The organism is Acutalibacter sp. JLR.KK004 (assembly GCF_036941085.1).
Lineage (GTDB): Bacteria > Bacillota > Clostridia > Oscillospirales > Acutalibacteraceae > Acutalibacter.
This window is the reverse complement of the sequence record NZ_JAYMNQ010000001.1, coordinates 2,262,426-2,279,682: the sequence shown is the minus strand read 5'-3', so window position 1 is coordinate 2,279,682 and position 17,257 is coordinate 2,262,426. Positions and strand designations below refer to the sequence as shown.

The 17,257-nt window shown below is 51.6% G+C and carries 20 protein-coding genes, 1 tRNA gene and 3 pseudogenes; 9 read left to right on the top strand and 15 right to left on the bottom strand.

From position 1 onward, the window contains the following. Positions 1 to 6 precede the first annotated feature (6 nt). From VSQ30_RS12415 to VSQ30_RS12400, 4 genes are all read right to left on the bottom strand, one after another. On the bottom strand, positions 7 to 195 hold the full coding sequence (locus VSQ30_RS12415) for a hypothetical protein (protein ID WP_016215690.1): 189 nt from the start codon (positions 193 to 195) through the stop codon (positions 7 to 9). Positions 196 to 211: 16 nt separating this feature from the next. Continuing rightward, complete coding sequence (locus VSQ30_RS12410; RefSeq protein WP_016215689.1) at positions 212 to 1,576, bottom strand: ABC transporter permease; 1,365 nt, start codon at positions 1,574 to 1,576, stop codon at positions 212 to 214. 98 nt (positions 1,577 to 1,674) lie between these two features. Then, positions 1,675 to 2,790 carry an ATP-binding protein gene (locus VSQ30_RS12405; protein ID WP_334464393.1) on the bottom strand — a complete coding sequence of 372 codons (1,116 nt, stop codon included), beginning with the start codon at positions 2,788 to 2,790 and terminating at the stop codon, positions 1,675 to 1,677. Further along, positions 2,787 to 3,452 (bottom strand): response regulator transcription factor, encoded by a 666-nt coding sequence (locus VSQ30_RS12400; RefSeq protein WP_016215687.1) that lies wholly within the window; start codon positions 3,450 to 3,452, stop codon positions 2,787 to 2,789. The genes VSQ30_RS12405 and VSQ30_RS12400 overlap by 4 nt, the downstream gene beginning before the upstream one ends. 591 nt (positions 3,453 to 4,043) lie before the next feature. Here VSQ30_RS12400 and VSQ30_RS12395 point away from each other — a divergent pair. After that, the gene (locus tag VSQ30_RS12395) at positions 4,044 to 4,400 is read left to right on the top strand and encodes a helix-turn-helix domain-containing protein (protein ID WP_004070777.1); all 357 of its coding nucleotides are present in this window, start codon (positions 4,044 to 4,046) and stop codon (positions 4,398 to 4,400) included. Between the two features lie 101 nt (positions 4,401 to 4,501). Here the strand turns inward: VSQ30_RS12395 and VSQ30_RS12390 are convergent. The 6 genes and pseudogenes from VSQ30_RS12390 to VSQ30_RS12365 all read right to left on the bottom strand — a co-directional run. Then, positions 4,502 to 5,395 (bottom strand): annotated as a pseudogene (locus tag VSQ30_RS12390) (DUF5720 family protein); the annotation flags it as partial. Continuing rightward, a pseudogene (locus VSQ30_RS12385) lies at positions 5,388 to 5,591 on the bottom strand (DUF7768 domain-containing protein); the annotation flags it as partial. The pseudogenes VSQ30_RS12385 and VSQ30_RS12390, both read right to left, overlap by 8 nt. Further along, positions 5,570 to 5,779 (bottom strand): annotated as a pseudogene (locus tag VSQ30_RS12380) (DUF6017 domain-containing protein); the annotation flags it as partial. The pseudogenes VSQ30_RS12380 and VSQ30_RS12385, both read right to left, overlap by 22 nt. Positions 5,780 to 5,816: 37 nt before the next feature. Next, the gene (locus VSQ30_RS12375) at positions 5,817 to 6,002 is read right to left on the bottom strand and encodes a hypothetical protein (protein ID WP_016322379.1); all 186 of its coding nucleotides are present in this window, start codon (positions 6,000 to 6,002) and stop codon (positions 5,817 to 5,819) included. 29 nt (positions 6,003 to 6,031) lie between these two features. Continuing rightward, positions 6,032 to 6,307 carry a DUF5720 family protein gene (locus VSQ30_RS12370; RefSeq protein WP_004054662.1) on the bottom strand — a complete coding sequence of 92 codons (276 nt, stop codon included), beginning with the start codon at positions 6,305 to 6,307 and terminating at the stop codon, positions 6,032 to 6,034. An 11-nt stretch (positions 6,308 to 6,318) separates the two neighbouring features. Beyond that, on the bottom strand, positions 6,319 to 7,158 hold the full coding sequence (locus tag VSQ30_RS12365) for a ParB/RepB/Spo0J family partition protein (protein WP_334464390.1): 840 nt from the start codon (positions 7,156 to 7,158) through the stop codon (positions 6,319 to 6,321). Here VSQ30_RS12365 and VSQ30_RS12360 point away from each other — a divergent pair. Beyond that, entirely contained in the window at positions 7,121 to 7,678 is a 558-nt protein-coding gene (locus tag VSQ30_RS12360) for an alpha/beta fold hydrolase (RefSeq protein WP_334464388.1), read from the top strand. The two genes, VSQ30_RS12365 and VSQ30_RS12360, sit on opposite strands and share 38 nt — an antisense overlap. A 257-nt stretch (positions 7,679 to 7,935) precedes the next feature. Continuing rightward, positions 7,936 to 8,061 (top strand): Mu transposase C-terminal domain-containing protein, encoded by a 126-nt coding sequence (locus tag VSQ30_RS12350; RefSeq protein ID WP_334464387.1) that lies wholly within the window; start codon positions 7,936 to 7,938, stop codon positions 8,059 to 8,061. 3 nt (positions 8,062 to 8,064) lie between these two features. Here VSQ30_RS12350 and VSQ30_RS12345 read toward each other — a convergent pair whose 3' ends face one another. Next, the gene (locus VSQ30_RS12345) at positions 8,065 to 8,202 is read right to left on the bottom strand and encodes a hypothetical protein (protein WP_334464386.1); all 138 of its coding nucleotides are present in this window, start codon (positions 8,200 to 8,202) and stop codon (positions 8,065 to 8,067) included. Further along, positions 8,180 to 8,449: a hypothetical protein gene (locus tag VSQ30_RS12340; RefSeq protein WP_334464385.1), complete on the bottom strand. Its 270-nt coding sequence runs from the start codon at positions 8,447 to 8,449 to the stop codon at positions 8,180 to 8,182. Before VSQ30_RS12340 ends, VSQ30_RS12345 begins: the two co-directional genes overlap by 23 nt. 56 nt (positions 8,450 to 8,505) lie before the next feature. Between VSQ30_RS12340 and VSQ30_RS12335 the strand changes: the two genes are divergently transcribed. Beyond that, entirely contained in the window at positions 8,506 to 8,784 is a 279-nt protein-coding gene (locus VSQ30_RS12335) for a hypothetical protein (protein WP_334464384.1), read from the top strand. 748 nt (positions 8,785 to 9,532) lie between these two features. Here the strand turns inward: VSQ30_RS12335 and VSQ30_RS12330 are convergent. The 3 genes from VSQ30_RS12330 to VSQ30_RS12320 all read right to left on the bottom strand — a co-directional run bounded on the left by VSQ30_RS12330 (position 9,533) and on the right by VSQ30_RS12320 (position 13,124). Next, positions 9,533 to 10,894 (bottom strand): MATE family efflux transporter, encoded by a 1,362-nt coding sequence (locus tag VSQ30_RS12330; RefSeq protein ID WP_334464382.1) that lies wholly within the window; start codon positions 10,892 to 10,894, stop codon positions 9,533 to 9,535. Between the two features lie 299 nt (positions 10,895 to 11,193). Then, a complete protein-coding gene (locus tag VSQ30_RS12325) occupies positions 11,194 to 12,585 on the bottom strand; it encodes an NCS2 family permease (protein WP_502876278.1) in 1,392 nt (463 codons plus the stop codon). A 149-nt stretch (positions 12,586 to 12,734) separates the two neighbouring features. Beyond that, complete coding sequence (locus VSQ30_RS12320) at positions 12,735 to 13,124, bottom strand: MerR family transcriptional regulator (protein WP_160642443.1); 390 nt, start codon at positions 13,122 to 13,124, stop codon at positions 12,735 to 12,737. Between the two features lie 392 nt (positions 13,125 to 13,516). On the opposite strand from VSQ30_RS12320, the gene VSQ30_RS12315 reads away from it, so the two are divergent. From VSQ30_RS12315 to VSQ30_RS12295, 5 genes are all read left to right on the top strand, one after another. After that, positions 13,517 to 14,365 (top strand): transporter substrate-binding domain-containing protein, encoded by an 849-nt coding sequence (locus VSQ30_RS12315; protein ID WP_160642444.1) that lies wholly within the window; start codon positions 13,517 to 13,519, stop codon positions 14,363 to 14,365. Positions 14,366 to 14,468: 103 nt separating this feature from the next. Further along, positions 14,469 to 15,191, top strand: coding sequence for an amino acid ABC transporter permease (locus VSQ30_RS12310; RefSeq protein WP_160642445.1), 723 nt, complete (start codon positions 14,469 to 14,471; stop codon positions 15,189 to 15,191). Next, positions 15,178 to 15,900 carry an amino acid ABC transporter ATP-binding protein gene (locus VSQ30_RS12305; protein ID WP_334464377.1) on the top strand — a complete coding sequence of 241 codons (723 nt, stop codon included), beginning with the start codon at positions 15,178 to 15,180 and terminating at the stop codon, positions 15,898 to 15,900. Before VSQ30_RS12310 ends, VSQ30_RS12305 begins: the two co-directional genes overlap by 14 nt. Positions 15,901 to 16,073: 173 nt before the next feature. Further along, positions 16,074 to 16,149 (top strand) — tRNA-Pro (locus tag VSQ30_RS12300). A gap of 435 nt (positions 16,150 to 16,584) precedes the next feature. Then, the gene (locus tag VSQ30_RS12295) at positions 16,585 to 17,208 is read left to right on the top strand and encodes a hypothetical protein (protein ID WP_334464375.1); all 624 of its coding nucleotides are present in this window, start codon (positions 16,585 to 16,587) and stop codon (positions 17,206 to 17,208) included. Positions 17,209 to 17,257: the final 49 nt, after the last annotated feature.

The following is a 17,257-nucleotide window of genomic DNA, read 5'->3' as shown; positions in this document are numbered from 1 at the left end:
CACCTCCTATTCACCTTCGGGCACAAATTCATAGTCAAAATCATAGTCCTTTACTTTATCCGGCACCTCGTAATCTATGATGGGCGAGCCGGATTGCTCCTGCGTTTCGTCTGATTTATTCTCCTTGGGGGTACACCCTGTGAACAGCAATCCCACAAAAAGGAGGACAGAAAACATTTTCCATACTTTTTTCATATCGTTACCGCCTTTCTCAGCTCATTTTCGATAGAATTTCCCGCGGTTTCAGCCGCATGACGGAAATTGAGGATATTCCAGCGGATACCGTTACAATCCCGATCCCCAACAGGAATAGGAGGCCCATTTCCTCAAGCTGTACACGAACCTGTAATTCCGGGGTTTCGATTTCCGGCTCACCGGTATCTGTTCCGGCCTCCCCACGGGTTCCGGCAGATAAGCCGTCTTCCTGCTGCGCCTCCGTTACCGCCTGCCCGGATTGCAATACGTTTCCCATCTGGCCCGCAATGGCGCTGGCGGAGAAATAAGAGAGGGAAAATGCTAATATCGCAATCAGCAAAACCTCGGCAATATACTGCCCTAAGATGGACAGCTTGCTGATCCCAACCGAGAGCAGGACGCCGGTTTCATGGATGCGGGTTCTGGCCCACATGGTTAGAATGAGCGAGAGGATGGCGATGCTTACAATCAGCGCGATCATCAAAATGGTGGATACCAGCTCCGATAACTGTTCCAAAGAGGACGCGGCGTTTTCATAGTCCTCGTTGTCAACCAGAAAAGAAAAGCCTTTCCAGTCCACGCCGCTGATTTCCTTTACTTTAGAAATGATTTCCTCCATGTTCTGCGGGTCGTTCACCGATACCGTCAGCTCGTTAAAGCCCTGTATTGCGGGGCCGTTTTCGTAAGCCACCAAAGTGGCAAGGTCGGTGATGATAAGGTTTTGTATTTTATCGTAGGTTGTCACCTGATCGTTGATGCCTTCGATTTCTTTTGGAGAGAACAGGCCCACAATCTCAATCTCCACGCCTTTGTCCGTCTGGATTTTGTCACCAATTTTCAGGCCGTTTTTCTCAGCCAAATCCTTGCTGATCAGCCCCTTGTTTTTGTCGTCCGGCAGGATATGCCGCCCCTGCGTCAGCGTAAGCTGCCCGGAAGTAAACCGGGTAAGCTCCTCGCTTTTCCATGTGCTTAAAATCTTTGAGGATGCGCGAAATTCTTCCTCAATGGGGATATTGCCGGTAAATAGTTCCAGAGAGGGGAACGCCGCCAGCCCCTCCACGGTGGCGCTGCACTCCTTGATCCCCTCAATTTCCCGGATTTGCTCTACCAGCTCCGGGCTGATCTGCTGGGTGGAATACATCAGGGTTCCGCCCTCCACGCTTTCCACCTTCAAATAGGGGTTGTTTTCCGTGTAGTCAAAGCCAATGAGAAAACTCCCGCCAAGGCTTTGCCGCAGCTCCTGCTGGGCGGCTTTCGAAGCGTTCCCCAGTGCCAGAGCGGTCAATACAAAGGTTGCCATCACCAGCAAGATGACAAAAAGAAGGATACTCTTGCCCCTCTTGCGGACGATATACAGCCACGCTCGATTCATAAAGTTCATAGAATGACCTCCGTTTCATATAGGATAAGTGTTGCAACGCTGACAGCATAGCACCCCAATATGGAACCAGTATGAAACGGATAAAAAAAGCCATCGCTTTATGGGAGATAAAGGGTAAAGCACATTCCCGGCGGGTTTTTGGTCGCCTCAAATTGATAGGGCATCCCAAGGGCCTTTGAAAGCGTATCTACAATATATAATCCCAGCCCATTCCCTCCATCTTTGCGATCTCTGGCAAAGTCTGGGCGGTAGAACGGCTCAAATACATGGGCCAGCTTATCCGGCGGGATGGGCGTACACTCATTTTCTATTTTTATCTGTCGGGCGTTCAATATAACGGTGATCTTGCATCCCGGCTTTGTGTAAGCGACCGCATTGGAGAACAGGTTAGACAGGATCTTTTCAAGGCTTTTCTTTGACGTGTGGACAGGGCACTTTCCCTGTATGCTGAAAGAAAAGTCGAGTCCCTTTGCCTTCGCAATCAACTGATAGGGCTCGCAGATTGCCGGAAGACGCTCAGACAGGTCAAAGGTTTCCGCGTCCTGTTTCTCCTGTGTAAAATCCAGCCGGGAGGTATCCAAAATTTCTTTAATCATAAAGGATAGCTGCCCGGTAATCTCCTTACATTCCAACAGACAGCGATCCCGGTCTTTGTATTTTCCAATGCCTAAGATCATGTTTTCCAAAATCGCGTTCAGGGCAGTCACCGGCGTTTTCAGCTCATGGGAGGCGGCCCGCAGGAAATCAATTTTCAACCGTTCCGCCTCACGGACGTTTTGCTTTTCTTCCTCCAGATTTTCAATGGTGGAAAGCAGGCTGGCATACAGCTTATTGACGCGGGCGGCCAGCTCGCCAATCTCGTCCTTCGTATGCACCACGCAGGCTGCAGCCTTATCCAGCTTTTCCATCTTTTCCGTTGTAACCGCAATCTGCTTGATCGGCCTCGTCATGGCTCTGGAAAACAACAGGGAACACCCAGCGGAAATGATGGCGCAGCAAAGCAGGGATACCGGCAGTGCTTTTCCGATAGCGGATTTTATCAAAATACCAGTATTCACATCACTCTCAATAATGGCTCCTTCCACAAAACGGTTGGTGCTTACGGTCATTTGCGGCGCAAGCACATAGAGAAAAACATGAGCCATCACGGTGACAAACAGCATTACCAGAAAGGTGTATAAGAAGATTTTAGTAAAGAGCTTTAAATTTCTCATGGGTGTTCCTCATACTTGTAGCCAACGCCTTTTACCGTTACAATCCGGTTAAGACTCAGCTTTTTCCGTAAATTTTTAATGTAGGTATCAATCGTGCGGTCAATGATGGGGTAATCATATCCCCACAACTCGTCCAAGATCTGCGACCGTGTAAGCACCAGACCTTTATGCTCTATCAGCAATTTCAGCAGGTCGATCTCCTTTGGTGTCAGGTCAATAGGGCCGCCCGGCCCGGAAGCAGTATAGCCGCCAAAATCCACCGTAATATCGCCCATCTGAATTTGTTTCAGTTCCGGACTTTTCCCACACCGCCGCAGCAGGGCCGTCACCCGTTTTCCCAGCAAAAGCATGGAAAAGGGCTTTGTGATATAGTCGTCCGCCTGTTCATCAAAGCTGGCCGCCTGAGTAGGCTCATCGTCAAGGGCGGTAAGCATTAAGATAGGAATGTTGCTTGTTTGGCGCAATTCTTTTAATACCTCCAAACCGGTTCGCTTCGGCAGCATAATATCCAGAACCACTAAATCAACCGATTTCTCCCTTGCAATCTGCAAACCCTGTTCACCATCAAGGGCCGACAAGGTAATATGCCCTGCGGATCTCATATATTCACAGATTGCCTCGTTGGTGGCAGTATCATCTTCCACAATCAATAAAACAGCCATTTTTACACCTCCTCACATTATTATACCAAAGCAATATGGAAACAGTATGAAATGCTTTGTGTCAGATTGACAGTGTACTGAACTTAATGGGAAAAAGCAAGCCTTTCATAACGGATCAATCCACACAAGGCAGACTGGCTCATGTTGACAGGAAACTGGCCCGCCTTGCTGTAAGTGAAATACTTTCCCTATTTACTATTTCTATTAGATTCAGAACTATAAATGAATAAATACCAAATATTGCACAAAATAAAGACACCCGCTGCTGAATGATGTATCATTGAAGTACCAACAAACAACATAACTCGATATAATTTTTTCGTCATATATTTTCCCTTTCTTTGTGATTTAACCCTATCAGTAACAAAATTTGATAAGGCTATTGTAAAACCCAAATGTCCGCGAAATGTTATAGCGGACAGATTTTTTCAAAAAAATATCCACCTCTATTATAATTTGATTTGGTTAGTGATACAAGGATAGCGTTTATATCTCACTAAAAAAACAGTATAATCATACCTGTTAGTCGGTATAATAAGGTTATTCCTTTGCGTAAATCGGCACGATAGAATATACTTGAGGTGAATGATTATGCCGATTGATGATTTAACCGCTTTAGGGCAAAAAATGCGGGAAGCCCGAAAAGGAAAAAGCCTGACACAGCAGGAGCTTTCTGATTTGAGCCATGTATCTGTCAAGCAGATTGCCAAGATTGAAAAAGGGCAGATGAATCCGTCCTTTTTGATTTTGAAGGCACTGGCAAAGGTACTGCCGATTTCTCTGGATTCTTTAATCAATCCAGATGTTTCCCCGGAAGATGAGGGAGCCGGTCAGATGAAGATGTTGTATTGCAGCTGCCCGTCAGAAATGCGTGAAACCCTCTTGCACCATACGCAGGAAACCATGAAAGAACTAACCGAACTATCCGAGAAATTTGAAACGAATTGAGCTGGTGAGTGAATTTAACAAATTCCTCACCGGCTTTGTTCTTTTTCGAGAAAAAGAAGGTTATCCCGTTCCGGGATAACCGTGGCAAGCAATGCCCCAGGATAGCCAGCGCCTTTTCCGGCCTGCAATTTCTCCTGAATATCCACCAGAAGATTGACCTTGGGCGGCTCTGATTGAACAGCCGCTTTCTTTCTTGGGGTATGCTCTTTTTCCCCAGCCAGTACCGCCCGTATTTCATCTTCGCTGTACCCTTGTCCCAGCTTTTCATCCATGCGGGCAACATTCTTCCAGCCGGGGGCTTTGAGCCGGATTGCCTGTCCCCGGCGCGACACCTCACAGCCCATTTCCTCAAGCAGCTTTAACAGCGCGTCAAAGTCTGCCGGTTTCTGTTCCAACGTCTGGTCAATCATCATGCGGAGCTGTTCCCGGTGGGAGGGCTTTGCCCGATCCCCCAGCCATTTGTTGTAGCTTTTTCCATGCGGTTTTGGGTCCTCTACAATGGAATAGCCGTTCTCAACGCAGATAGTATCGTTGAGCCGCCGGACCGCGCGGGTACTGCCCCAAAAGTTTCGGAATTTCCGGTCGCAGTTCAGATTGATCGCGTTCCAGATGATGTGGTTATGGATATGGGACTTGTCGATATGGGTGCAGACCACAAAGGCGTGATTGCCCTTGGTGAACCGCTTTGCAAACTCCACGCCCAGCCGGTTGGCTTCTTCCGGGGTAATCTCGCCGGGGACAAAGGACTGCCGGACATGCCCCTGTTCCTGGCGTTCCAGGGACTTTTTATATCCCTCCTCTGTGAGAAAGGCGCGGCTGCGTTCCCCTTTCCAGCCAACAGGGGAATCAGCGGTCAGGGTATCAAAAATAATCATGTGCCGGGTGTCCTCCGCGAACCGGTTTAAGTCCATGTAACTATGGCCGGAATACTCCCGCGCCCCGGCTTTAAGCCGCATTTCCTCCATCAGCTGGCCGATGGTCTTTTGCTCAGGCATGGTGTGCGCCCCCTTTCTCCCGGCCCTGGCCTTTCACCGTCAGAATCCCGTCCAGCGTGGTGGCGGTGATCCGCAGGCGTTCAGCGGTGGCAATATCGTTTTTGACCGTTTCATCGGTCGAGTGTCCGCAGACCACCAGCACATGGGAGCGGCGCAGGTAATCTCTGGCGATGTCGATTCCGTCCTTTCCCGGTTGATAACAGCCAGGCCGGAAAGGGTGTAGTCCCAATCCTCCGGCAGTGAGAGCATCTGGGACAGCAGGCCCTTTGCTTTCAGGCTCAGGCTCTTGTCCCGCAGATGATAGTTGCTCATAACGGTGTATCCCTGTGTGCGTTCTACGCGAAAAACGGCCATTTTCTGCACTCCTTTCGTTTCCCAGGGCATGAAAAAAGCCACAATCCCGTAAAAAGAATTGCGGCGTTCATTTGCTGGCTGACTTCTGCCTGTACCGGTGAAAAAACGGCGGCATGGGCGGTTTGTCAAACAGGCTCTCTAACTGCGGAAACGTCAGGGTTTGAAAAATCCGGTCAATCTCAATGGTTTCCATGTTGCGCTGGGAGCGGCAGTCCTCCCGGATGGCTTCTCTGATTTCCTTAACGGTACACATATTCATTCCTTCCTCTCAATTTGTCGGGTTTACGGGTGGCGTTTCTTTTTGGGCTTGAAGTCCAGGATATGCCCCTCAATGACGCGGGCATACCGTTTGATTTTGATGTCCCGGCGTTTCTGGCTGGCGAGAACGGCCTGGTAGCCGTCCTCGTCCAGAAACAGGCGCGTTTCATCGCCGGGTGCGCCGTAGGCGGTACGGGGCCGCAGGACGGAAAACTCCACCATCCAGCGGGTCTTATCCTGAAACCGTTCCACAGCCAGTATGTTGTGGCCCTTTAACTCCCTGGCAACGTGATCTCTCATAGGCGCTCCTTTCAGCGTTCCTGATCTCTCTGACGCTTTTTCTGCCACTGTTCCAGCAGTTTGATGATGGTTTCCTGCATCCGGGCAGGGGTATAGCTTTTGGGAAAATACTTCCGCAGGGTGTCGGAGGTAAACGTCACCTTGTCCAGATCGCTTTTCTTTTCCTCGCCCATAATCGCCCGCATTACGTCTATGGATAAACGCCCCTCCTGGCTGAATTTCTTGAGCCGCTGGGCTTGGGAAAGGGAGGGGGTGGCCTGTTCGCTGTCCATCGCGTCCAAAAGCTGTGTCTGTTCTTCTTTTTTGAGAAAGGACAGCTCATAGGCCGGGTTCAGGGCAATTTTCTTTTCGTCCACCATGTTCAGCAGTTCGGGGATTAACTCGGTCAGGCGGATGTAGCGTTGCACCTGCCTTTGACTTTCACCAGCTTGATTTGCGACAAGCTGAATAGAAGTGCTGGACTTCTCGCCAACTTGGCGAGAAGTTAAATCCGACCGTTCTCCTTGATGTTTGATGGCCTCCAATTTCATCTTGTAGGCAAAGGCCCTTTCGCTGGGGAGCAGGCTTTCCCTTTGCAGGTTGCTGTCAACCATGATAATCGTGGCGGCGTCATCGTCCAAATCCCGGACAATGACCGGCATGGTTTCTTTCTCTGCCAGTTCACTGGCCCGATGCCGCCTGTGTCCGGCTACCAGCTCATAGCCGCCGCTGGGGTCAGGACGGGCGATAGCAGGAACAAGAACGCCGTACTGCCGGATGCTGTCCGCTGTTTCCATCATGGCATCATCATCTTTGACCTTGAAAGGGTGGCCCTTGAACGAGTGCAGCTCGCTTAAAGGGATTTCTACCACCTTTAATTTATGTGAAGATAAGACTTATGAAAAAATATATCTTGCCTTTGAAAATTACGTTGATGATTTTTTAAATCCCATAAATCTTTGCGGAATCTCGTTAGGTGCAGTTTTGGCATTAAATTATACGTTGAATCATGCTGATAAAGTTTCATCTTTAGTGTTGATTGCGCCACAGTACAAAATGCCGAAGCTATTATTAAGATTTCAAAATATAGTATTCCACATTATGCCAGACAGCCTTATTTCTAAAGATGGAATAGCAAAACAAGATATAATTCAATTAACAAATTCAATGAGGTTTTTGGATTTTGAGCAAGAGTTAAAAAGTGTCGCGTGTTCAACTTTAATTATATGCGGTCAAAAGGATACAGCAAATATTAAGGCGGCAAAGAAAATGGCAAATCTTATTTCTAATTCCAAATTATATTTAATTGATAAATCAGGACATGAAATAAATGTATTTGCTTCTAAAAAATTAGCAAATGCAATGAGTCTATTTTATAAGACAAATAATTAAGGAGCAACAGACTAAGCACTGCCTCACCTCTGAATTATAAATAAAACTGTAAACTACGCAATTTCCTTTAAGGGAGGAAAGGGGAAATTTCCTATGGTTTTCACAGAAGCATACAAGGAGCATATCGAATATACATTTAATGCCTTTTGCAGAGTAGTCATACGCTATGCGGCTATCAACGCATGGCGTGACAGGGATAAGCGGCGGCAAAGGGAAATATCTTTTGAATACCTCACGGAAGAAAAGTTTTAAACTACATGGGCAAAAAAGTGTACTTCCGCTATGACCCGGACGATTTAAGCGCCGTGCGGGTGTATGACCTGGAACAGTGGTTTTTCCGCACCCACTTTCACCGCAAAGAAGGATACATTCTCCCTGCTTGACATTCAAATCAATATGAGAGAGTGTCCTCTTATCAGCTGCCGCTGGGGATGGCCTGCCCCGGCTGTTTCCAGCACAAAGGCAACCATATCGTTGAGCAGGCCGGCATTGACCTCACCTTCATATATTTTCAACTGTGACATTCGGTCCTCCTTCTTTCAGCCGCATACGCAGCCAGTCGTAACCGCTGCTGCGGCCATTGAAGCCAATGTGGTAGCCGGTACGCCGGTAGAAGTCCGAGACAGTACGGGCAAAGAATATGTCCCAATCGGGAGCCTCCACCTCGCCGCTAGCCACGTCATAGGCCAGGTCTTGCAGCTCGCTGGGGATATCCAGGTTCGGCGCCTTGACGTCGTTGGCATAGGATGTGGAGCGGTTCCAGGAGTTCATGGTGTGGTATAGTTAACACAGTTCCAAGGAGGTGATACCTCTGAGGTATCACCTCCTTGGAACTTGGCGGCACGGGTGTGCCCGCGCCGCCCTGCTTGAAAATCGGCAATTACCGATTTTCAAGTGCGTTTACTATTGCGGTAGTGGCGGGCCAGGAAGCCGGTCATGGCCTCTCGGCTATGTCGGTTGACTTTCTGGTAGAACATGCTGCTCATCTCCTTTCGCTGGCGGGGGCCAGCGTCATTTCCCGCCGCCCTTGGCATCGGGAGATGCAAAAGAGGAACCTGCCGCCTGGGCAGATTCCTCTTTTGGGGATGTGCTTAACTGAATTCTAAGGGTCAGCAGGATGCCACCGCAGCAGTCCGCCTGCATATTTCAGAATATGAACTTAATTCTGCTGTCCCTTGAATTGTCCCTTATCAGCCTCCATAAACATTATGGAGCACTATGGAAAGATAAGGGACGGGATGGTTCGGGCAGTTAGGAAATTCCTCGGAATTTCGCCGCTTTTTTACACTTCCACGAAACGCTATGGAAAGCTGTGGAACATGGTGAATTCTTCACTGTAAAAACGCGGTTTTTTGAGCGAATATCTTTTTTATATCCACAGGATGGTCCGAGTGTAATTATAGGACCTGAAGAAAGTCAATCATATCAACGGTTTGCAGGCTGTCAACAAGAGGTTTTTATCCTATACTACTTCAACTTATCGCATATTCTTTGCTGAGCAGATTGGGTATTTCATTCCTTTTCGATAAAGTGAATTCCATAATCGCGGAAGATAAAGCATCCGCAAATGGATGATTAGCGATAGCAATACTACTTTTTTTGAAATGTTTATAAGGTTTTGATTTTTTAGAACATCCTCGTTAAGCCGCTTAGACATATATACATTTTCGGAATAACTGAAGATTATATAGTTTATTACTGCTAACTGTTCAGACAACGACAATTTGTTTAGTTGTCAGAAAACAAATTTATGGATTCAGAACTCGAATTCTATTCCTTATTCACTCGCTGAGAAAAATTGCGTGGTCAAGGGGCATCAGGCCCCTTGCAGGGTGTGGGGCAGCGCCCCACACCCTAACGGGCTGGTAAGTTACGGCTAAGCCCATGCATCCGCACGTAATATCCTGCCACCAGCAGCAGGGCGGCCCCTGTCCAGGCACCTACCTCCGCATAATAGATGCCCTCCTGTCCTATAGCCAGGGGCAGGAAAAGGGCAATGCCTATGCGCACAGCCATCTCCACAAAGCCGGAGCTCATGGGGATAACGGTATCCCCCAGGCCCATGAGGGCGGAACGGTAAATGTGCAGCATATATAAGATGGGCAGGCCCAGGCTCATCAGCGCCAGATAGTGGTAAGCAATGGCCATGGAGGCTTCAATCTCCTCCGGGGTGCCGGAGATGAACAGGCCCAGGATGCTTTTGCCGAAAAGCAGCATGGCCGCGGCAATTACCATGGAGGTGATCAGGGCCACCAAAGCGGCGGCCCGCATTCCCTGGCGGATGCGGCCCAGCAGCTTTGCCCCCAAGTTCTGGCCTACATAGGAAGTGACCGCGTAGCCGTAAGAGGTGGCGGCAATCTCCAGGATGCCGTACAGCTTGTTGGTGGCGGTAAAGCCTGCGATAAACAGCATGCCAAAGCGGTTGACCACAGACTGCACCACCATGCCGCCTACGGAGATGATGGCGTTTTGCAGGGCCACAGGCGAGCCAAGCCGGAGGAGGGCTGCCACCATGTCCCGCTGGAGCTTGAAATCTGTTTTTTCCAGGCGGATGATGGTGATTTTCCGCACATTCCCATAGCAGTATAGGGTGGAAACCGCCTGGGCAAACACCGTTGCCCCAGCCGCGCCCCCGATGCCCCAGTGAAAGCCCATTACAAAGAGGAGATCCAGGGCGATGTTCACAAAGGTGGCCAGCACCACAGCGTATAAAGGCGTTTTGCTGTCCCCCAAGGCCCGGAGGATGGAGGCCAGCAGGTTATAGGCCGCCACAATGGGGATGCCGCCAAACATGATGCGCAGATAGAGCACAGAGCCGCCCAGGATGTCTGCCGGGGTGTTCAGCAGCCCCAGCACCGGCAGGATGGCAAGCTGGCTGACCGCCAGCAGCAAAAGGGCCGCAATGGCGCTTAGGGTTACCGAGGCCCCCACAGAGCGGGAAAGCTGGCGGTAGTCCTTGGCGCCGAAATATTGGGCCATTAAAATGGCGAAGCCCTGGGTGAAGCCCTGGATGATCCCTAAGGTCATCCAGTTGAGCCAGTCTGCGGCCCCCAGGGAGGCCAGCGCCCCCACGCCCACCATCTGGCCCACCACTGCCGTATCCACCACAGTGTAAAGCTGCTGGAACACATTGCCTACCATTAGCGGCAGGGCAAAACTGATGAGCAGCTTTACAGGGCTTCCTTCTGTCATACTGCGAATCCGCTGTTGTGCCATATACCCTCCATCTTCGTTGCAAAACCGTACAGGATGCCTGTGAAAAACCCTGGAAAAGCAGCCTTTCAGGCCCTGCGCCGTTTCTTCTGTGTTTTTTGCAGAAAGCTTTATGTAAAAAAACAGCGCAAACGGTTTCCCGCTTCCGCCGCTTTTTGCGTGCATGGCTATCCTATCACAGTTTTTTGGTTTTTGCAATATGGGAGCGTAAATTTTTACAAAGGGGTGCAAAGGGCCTGGGCAGAAAAAGAGCCTGGGGACAAGCCCCCAGGCTCTTGGACAGACGTGGATGCGCCGCGGCTTTAGGCCGGCATGACAAGGGTGATGATGCGCAGCACGAACAGGGCAAAGGCCACCCACATAACGGGATGCACGTCCTTGACCTTGCCGGTGCAAACCTTCAGGACAACCCAGGCCAGGATGCCGAACATGATGCCGTTGGCGATAGAATAGGTAAAGGGCATCATGATGAGGGCCAGGAAGCCGCCGACGATGTCGGCGATATCCCCTTCAAACTTCATCTTCAGCACAGACTTCATCATCAGCAGGCCCACAAACAACAGGGCCGGCGTGGTGGCAAAGCTGGGGATTGCCAGGAAGATGGGGGACAGGAACAGGGCCAGCACAAACATAACGGCAGTGGAGATAGCGGTCAGGCCGGTGCGCCCGCCTTCCGCCACGCCCGCGGTGGATTCCACATAGCTGGTGACAGTGGAGGTGCCCAGCACAGAGCCTGCCACTGTGCCGATAGCGTCGCTCATCAGGGCAGCCCCCGCTTTGGGCAGCTTGCCGTCCTTTGTGAGCAGGCCGCCCTGGTCGGCCACGCCGATAAGGGTGCCCACAGTGTCGAACAGATCCACAAAGAGGAAAGCAAACACAATGGCGGCGAAGTTTACAAAATGCTTGCCTACAAAGGCGAAGTCAAACTGAAAGAAGGTGGGGGCTAAGGACGGGGGCAGGATGCCGGCGCTGAAATCAGGGATAAGGGACAGGCCCTGATACCAGCCGGCAAGCTGGGCGATAATGCCCAGCACCCATGTGGCGAGAATGCCCCACAGGATAGCGCCCTTGATTTTAAAGTGCCACATGACGCCAATGGCGATAAGCCCTGCAAAGGCCAGCACTACGCCGGGATCGCTGAGGTTGCCCATAGCGACCAGGGTGGAGGAGCTGACTGTTGCGGTGCCGTCCTCTGCCACAATGGCGAAAGCGTCTGTGGTGACAATGCCCGCGCCTTTAAGGCCGACAATGGAGATGAACAGGCCAATGCCCGCGGAGATGCCGTACTTCAGGTTGGCGGGGACGGAATTGACCAGGGCCTCCCGGAACTTGAAGAAAGACAGGATAATGAAGATGACGCCTTCTACCAGGATGGCGGTGAGGGCTACCTTCCAGGGGTCTGTGATGCCCATGCCAATGAGCATGGGGCAGACGGTGTAGGCAAAATAGGCGTTAAGCCCCATGCCGGAGGCCAGGGCTACCGGGTAATTTGCGAAAACGCCCATGATGATGGTGGCCATGGCGGCGGACACAGCGGTTGCTGTGAACACAGCCCCCTGATCCATTCCCGCGTCCGCCAGCATGCTGGGGTTCACAGCCAGGATATAGGCCATGGACAGGAACGTGGTGACGCCGGCGATAACTTCGGTCTTTACGTCGGTGCCGTGTTCCTTGAGCTTAAAAAAACGTATGATCTTTTCCAACGCAGTTCACTCTCCTTATTCCAAAAAGTATGATGAAAATAAAGGCGCCCCCGGCAAGCGAAAAGGCCGGGGGCTTTCAGGCTTATACCCTTAGTATAGCCTGTCCTTTATAGAAAAGCAATAGTCCTGTTACAATTTATTCATATATTTTCCTGGTTTCCCCCTTTTTTCTTTGCCACAAAGCCCTGATACCAGGAAATTTTGTGGTCGATTTTTTGTAGATATTTTTCCATCACGGCAATGCCCTCTATCACCCGTTCCCGATGGGAGGTGAAAATCTCCAGCCGCTGGTCCAGGGTTGCGTCCCCTTCCTGCACCAGCTGGAAGTACCGCTTGATTTCCTTTAAGGGCATGCCTGTGCTTTTCAGGCACAGGGCTGTTTCCAACTGGCTGACATCCTCCTCCGTATAGGTGCGGATGCCGCTGGGCGTGCGGCCCGGGGAGACAATCCCCTCTTTTTCGTAAAACCGCAGGGTGTGCGGCTCCAGCCCGAACTTTTCTGCCACCTGCGAAATGCTGTACTTTTCCATACTCTCGTCCTTTCCGCGCGGCTTTCTTGGGGGCTGCCCTGCAAACCTGCCGCCCCAGACACCGGGCAGGGAATTTTCAGGAAAAACGCCGTGCCTGCTGTTAAAAACCTTTGTGATGGCGCGCGTTTTGTGATTACGAGCCTTCCTTACAGAATTAGTTTACCTTTCCAATCAGGGTTTGTCAACTGGGCGGGAAGGGAGGGGAAAACGGGCGGAGTTGTATTTTTATACAAAACCATGTGCATAAAACCTGATAAATTTCCCGTTTTGCCCCTTTTCAACTGAAAAAATATGCTGTATAATAGGGCCTGTACTAAAACCATAATTCACAAACGGGCCGCAGTTTTCACAATAAAGAAGGGGAAAACGGCCCAGTAAGGAGAGAAAAGAACATGAAAAAATTTGCAATGCTTCTGGCAGCCCTGCTGCTGATGATGACTGTTTTCGCCGCCTGCGGCGAATCGAAGGACGCGGCTTCCGGCGCTTCCCAGCCCGGCGGCGCAGCCTCCAGTTCCGAAGCTGCCGGGGAGGAATCCGCCCAGCCCGCAGACACGGGCGACGGGGACAACACCCTGGTGATGGCCACCAACGCTTTCTTCGAGCCTTACGAGTATTATGAAGGCGACGATATTGTGGGCATTGACGCCGAGGTGGGCAAGGCCATTGCCGACAAGCTGGGCATGGACTTTGAAATTTCCGACGTGGATTTTGACGCCATCATCCCCAACGTCCAGAGCGGCAAGGCCAGCATGGGCATGGCAGGCATGACGGTTACAGAGGATCGGCAGAAGAACGTGAACTTTACCCGCAGCTATGCCACTGCCGTGCAGGTGGTTATTGTGCCTGAGGGCAGCGACATTGCTGCCATTGACGATATGGCAGGCAAGAAGATTGGCGTGCAGCAGGGCACTACCGGCGACATCTACTGCTCTGCCCCTGTAGAGGAGGACGGCTTTGGCGAGGAAAACGTCACCCGCTACAATAAGGGTACAGACGCGGTGATGGCCCTGCTTTCCGGCAAGGTGGACTGCGTGGTTATTGACAACGAGCCTGCCAAGGCTTTTGTGGCTGCCAACGAGGGCCTGAAGATTCTGGACACTGCCTATGCTGAAGAAGAGTATGCCATCTGCATTGCCAAAGACAACGAGGAGCTGCTGGAGAAGGTGGACACCGCCTTGGGCGAGCTGATTGACGACGGCACAGTACAGAAAATCGTGGACAAATACATTACCGCCGAGTAATTAAGGCATGCGGCACGAGGATAGGCTGGGCAGCGCCACGCTGCCAGGGGGGGCTTTTTCCGAAAAGCCCCCCTGATGCCTTGGGAAGAGGAGGAGTTAAAATATGGAATGGCTGTTGGACCAGTTGACACAGACATTCATAACGGACAACCGCTGGCGGTACTTTGTATCCGGCATCGCGGCCACGCTGGAGGTAACGGTGCTGGCGCTGGTGCTGGGGACCATCATCGGCGTGCTGGTGGCGGTGGCGCGCTCTGCCCATGATTCCCAAAGGGGGAACCAAAAGGGCCTGGGGCATATCGTATTGGGGGTGCTGGACTGGCTGTGCAAGCTCTATCTTACCGTCATACGCGGCACGCCCTCCACGGTACAGCTTTTGATTATGTGGTTCATCGTGTTCCAATGGGCCGGCAGCGATTCCATGCTCTGGGTGGCGTCCCTTTCCTTTGGCATCAATTCCGGCGCTTATGTGGCTGAAATCGTGCGGTCGGGCATCATGTCCATCGACCTGGGCCAGACTGAGGCCGGGCGCTCCCTGGGGCTGAATTACGCCCAGACCATGCGGTACATCGTTATCCCCCAGGCCGTTAAGAACATACTGCCTGCTTTGGGCAATGAGCTTATCACCCTGCTGAAGGAAACTTCGGTATGCGGCTTTATCGGCCTGACGGATCTGACCAAGGGTGCTATGATTGTACAAAGCCGCACCTATTCGCCCTTTGTACCCTATATTGCCATCGCCGTTCTGTATCTGATTATGGTGCTGGCCCTTACCTCGCTCTTGGGACTGCTGGAAAGGAGGCTGCGCACCAGTGATAGACGTTAAAAACCTGACGAAAGCCTTTGGGGATCATATGGTGCTTGCCGGTATCAACGAGCATATCCGCAAAGGGGAGAAGGTGGCGGTGATTGGGCCTTCCGGCTCGGGCAAGTCCACCTTCCTGCGGTGCCTGAACCTTTTGGAGCAGCCTACCGGCGGCACTATTACCTTTGAGGGCGTGGATATTACCGATCCCAAAACCGATATCAACAAGCTGCGCACCCGCATGGGCATGGTGTTCCAGCAGTTTAACCTGTTCCCCCATCTGTCTGTGCTGGAGAACATCCGGCTGGCCCCGGTGAAGCTGAAGCTGATGACAAAAGAGCAGGCCGGGGAAAAAGCCCTGGAGCTTTTAAAACGGGTGGGCCTGCCGGACAAGGCCGACGCTTATCCCAAGCAGCTTTCCGGCGGGCAGCAGCAGCGCATCGCCATCGCCCGGGCCTTAGCCATGAACCCGGATGTGATGCTCTTTGACGAGCCTACCTCTGCGCTGGATCCGGAGATGGTGGGGGAGGTGCTGGAGATTATGAAGGAGCTGGCGGACGACGGCATGACCATGGTGGTGGTTACTCACGAGATGGGGTTTGCCCGTTCTGTTGCCACCCGGGTGCTCTTTATGGACGAGGGGAACATCGCGGAGCAGGGCGCTCCGGAAGGGTTCTTCGACAATCCCCAAAACCCCCGGCTGCGGGAGTTTTTGTCTAAGGTGCTGTAAATCCCAGGCTTTCAAAAGCGGCAGGATAGAGAGACAAGAGGGCCAAAAACCTGTATTCTTGCAGGTTTTTGGCCTTCAATTCTGGGAAAGGCGTCGCCTGCTGAAAAAATTCAAAAAATCTGCAAAAAGATCTTGCTTTTTCCGGCAGGATAGGGTATAATTATCTACGTTGTCCGGGTGTGGCGCAGTTGGTAGCGCGCTTGACTGGGGGTCAAGAGGCCGTGAGTTCAAGTCTCGCCACTCGGACCATCCTGTGGATATAAAAAAGATATTCGCTCAAAAAACCGCGCGGTTGCGCGGTTTTTTGATGCCCGGAAGCCTGGATTTCAAAAGTGCGAAAACGTGGATGGCAAAACGGCTTTTTGGCTTTCCGGCAGGAAGTGAACTCTCACAACAACCGAATAGAACGAAATGAGAGGGCCAGCGGAGATGATCTGCTGGCCCTCTCATCGCAAAAATACATAGCCGGTCGCTGGAGAATTTCTCCGAGAACAAGCGACCGGCTTTTTTTTATTTCAGGAAGGAGCTGAATCTATGATAACCTTAAAAATCTGGCACGGCCCCATGCGGACCACGCTGATCCTCCCTCTGCGCGAAGCAGAAATTCAAAAGGCGCTCGTCAAGGAGCTCCGCACCGCACCCTTTAAGGTCACCGCCGACGATGTGTCTCCAGAGGCGCTGGCTATGCTGAATGGAAAGGAAATCGATCTGGACGAACTGAACTTCCTCGCCAAAAACCTGGATCGGTTCACCCCGTATGAACAAGATCAGTTTTGGGCGGCGGTGCAGGTGGAGCAGCCATCAGACCTCAAGGCCCTCATCAACCTGTCCTTCAACATGGAGAGGTACACGTTGGTGCAAAACGTCACCGACCTGGCCGCTGTGGGCAGGAAATATCTGCTCAATAAGATGGGCGCTCTGCCCGCTTCAGAGATTGACAAACTCGACTTCGAGCAGGCAGGCCGTGAACTGTTGACCAGCGGAGATGGAACTCCCACCACCTACGGCTTGCTCTTCACAAGTGAGGACGTACCGTACCGTGAAGTCTACCACGGCGCAACTTTCCCCTACTGCGAACCCCGCCGGGACATTATTGCCGTCGCGCAGATGGAGTACGGCCCCAAAACCGAGTACCTGTACCTGCCGGAAGATGAACTCGCCGTCATCAAAGCCGCCAGGCGGATGGGTGCGCCGTCTCCGGATATGTGCAAGGTGGAATTCACGGATTTCATGCTGGACAATCCAACCTGGAGAGCTGGGCAATTTCCAGATAAGCCAGACCGGCAGCGGGGTGACGGCAGAGTTTGACTGCACCACGGTTTACGGGCCGGATAAAATCCGATGGGAGGCGAAAGGA

Bases quoted from the DNA above. Each gene is read 5' to 3' on its own strand.
- VSQ30_RS12415 (WP_016215690.1), bottom strand. From the start codon at position 195: ATGAAAAAAGTATGGAAAATGTTTTCTGTCCTCCTTTTTGTGGGATTG.
- VSQ30_RS12410 (WP_016215689.1), bottom strand. From the start codon at position 1,576: ATGAACTTTATGAATCGAGCGTGGCTGTATATCGTCCGCAAGAGGGGC.
- VSQ30_RS12405 (WP_334464393.1), bottom strand. From the start codon at position 2,790: ATGAGAAATTTAAAGCTCTTTACTAAAATCTTCTTATACACCTTTCTG.
- VSQ30_RS12400 (WP_016215687.1), bottom strand. From the start codon at position 3,452: ATGGCTGTTTTATTGATTGTGGAAGATGATACTGCCACCAACGAGGCA.
- VSQ30_RS12395 (WP_004070777.1), top strand. From the start codon at position 4,044: ATGCCGATTGATGATTTAACCGCTTTAGGGCAAAAAATGCGGGAAGCC.
- VSQ30_RS12375 (WP_016322379.1), bottom strand. From the start codon at position 6,002: ATGTGTACCGTTAAGGAAATCAGAGAAGCCATCCGGGAGGACTGCCGC.
- VSQ30_RS12370 (WP_004054662.1), bottom strand. From the start codon at position 6,307: ATGAGAGATCACGTTGCCAGGGAGTTAAAGGGCCACAACATACTGGCT.
- VSQ30_RS12350 (WP_334464387.1), top strand. From the start codon at position 7,936: ATGGGCAAAAAAGTGTACTTCCGCTATGACCCGGACGATTTAAGCGCC.
- VSQ30_RS12345 (WP_334464386.1), bottom strand. From the start codon at position 8,202: ATGTCACAGTTGAAAATATATGAAGGTGAGGTCAATGCCGGCCTGCTC.
- VSQ30_RS12340 (WP_334464385.1), bottom strand. From the start codon at position 8,449: ATGAACTCCTGGAACCGCTCCACATCCTATGCCAACGACGTCAAGGCG.
- VSQ30_RS12330 (WP_334464382.1), bottom strand. From the start codon at position 10,894: ATGGCACAACAGCGGATTCGCAGTATGACAGAAGGAAGCCCTGTAAAG.
- VSQ30_RS12320 (WP_160642443.1), bottom strand. From the start codon at position 13,124: ATGGAAAAGTACAGCATTTCGCAGGTGGCAGAAAAGTTCGGGCTGGAG.
- VSQ30_RS12315 (WP_160642444.1), top strand. From the start codon at position 13,517: ATGAAAAAATTTGCAATGCTTCTGGCAGCCCTGCTGCTGATGATGACT.
- VSQ30_RS12310 (WP_160642445.1), top strand. From the start codon at position 14,469: ATGGAATGGCTGTTGGACCAGTTGACACAGACATTCATAACGGACAAC.
- VSQ30_RS12295 (WP_334464375.1), top strand. From the start codon at position 16,585: ATGCTGAATGGAAAGGAAATCGATCTGGACGAACTGAACTTCCTCGCC.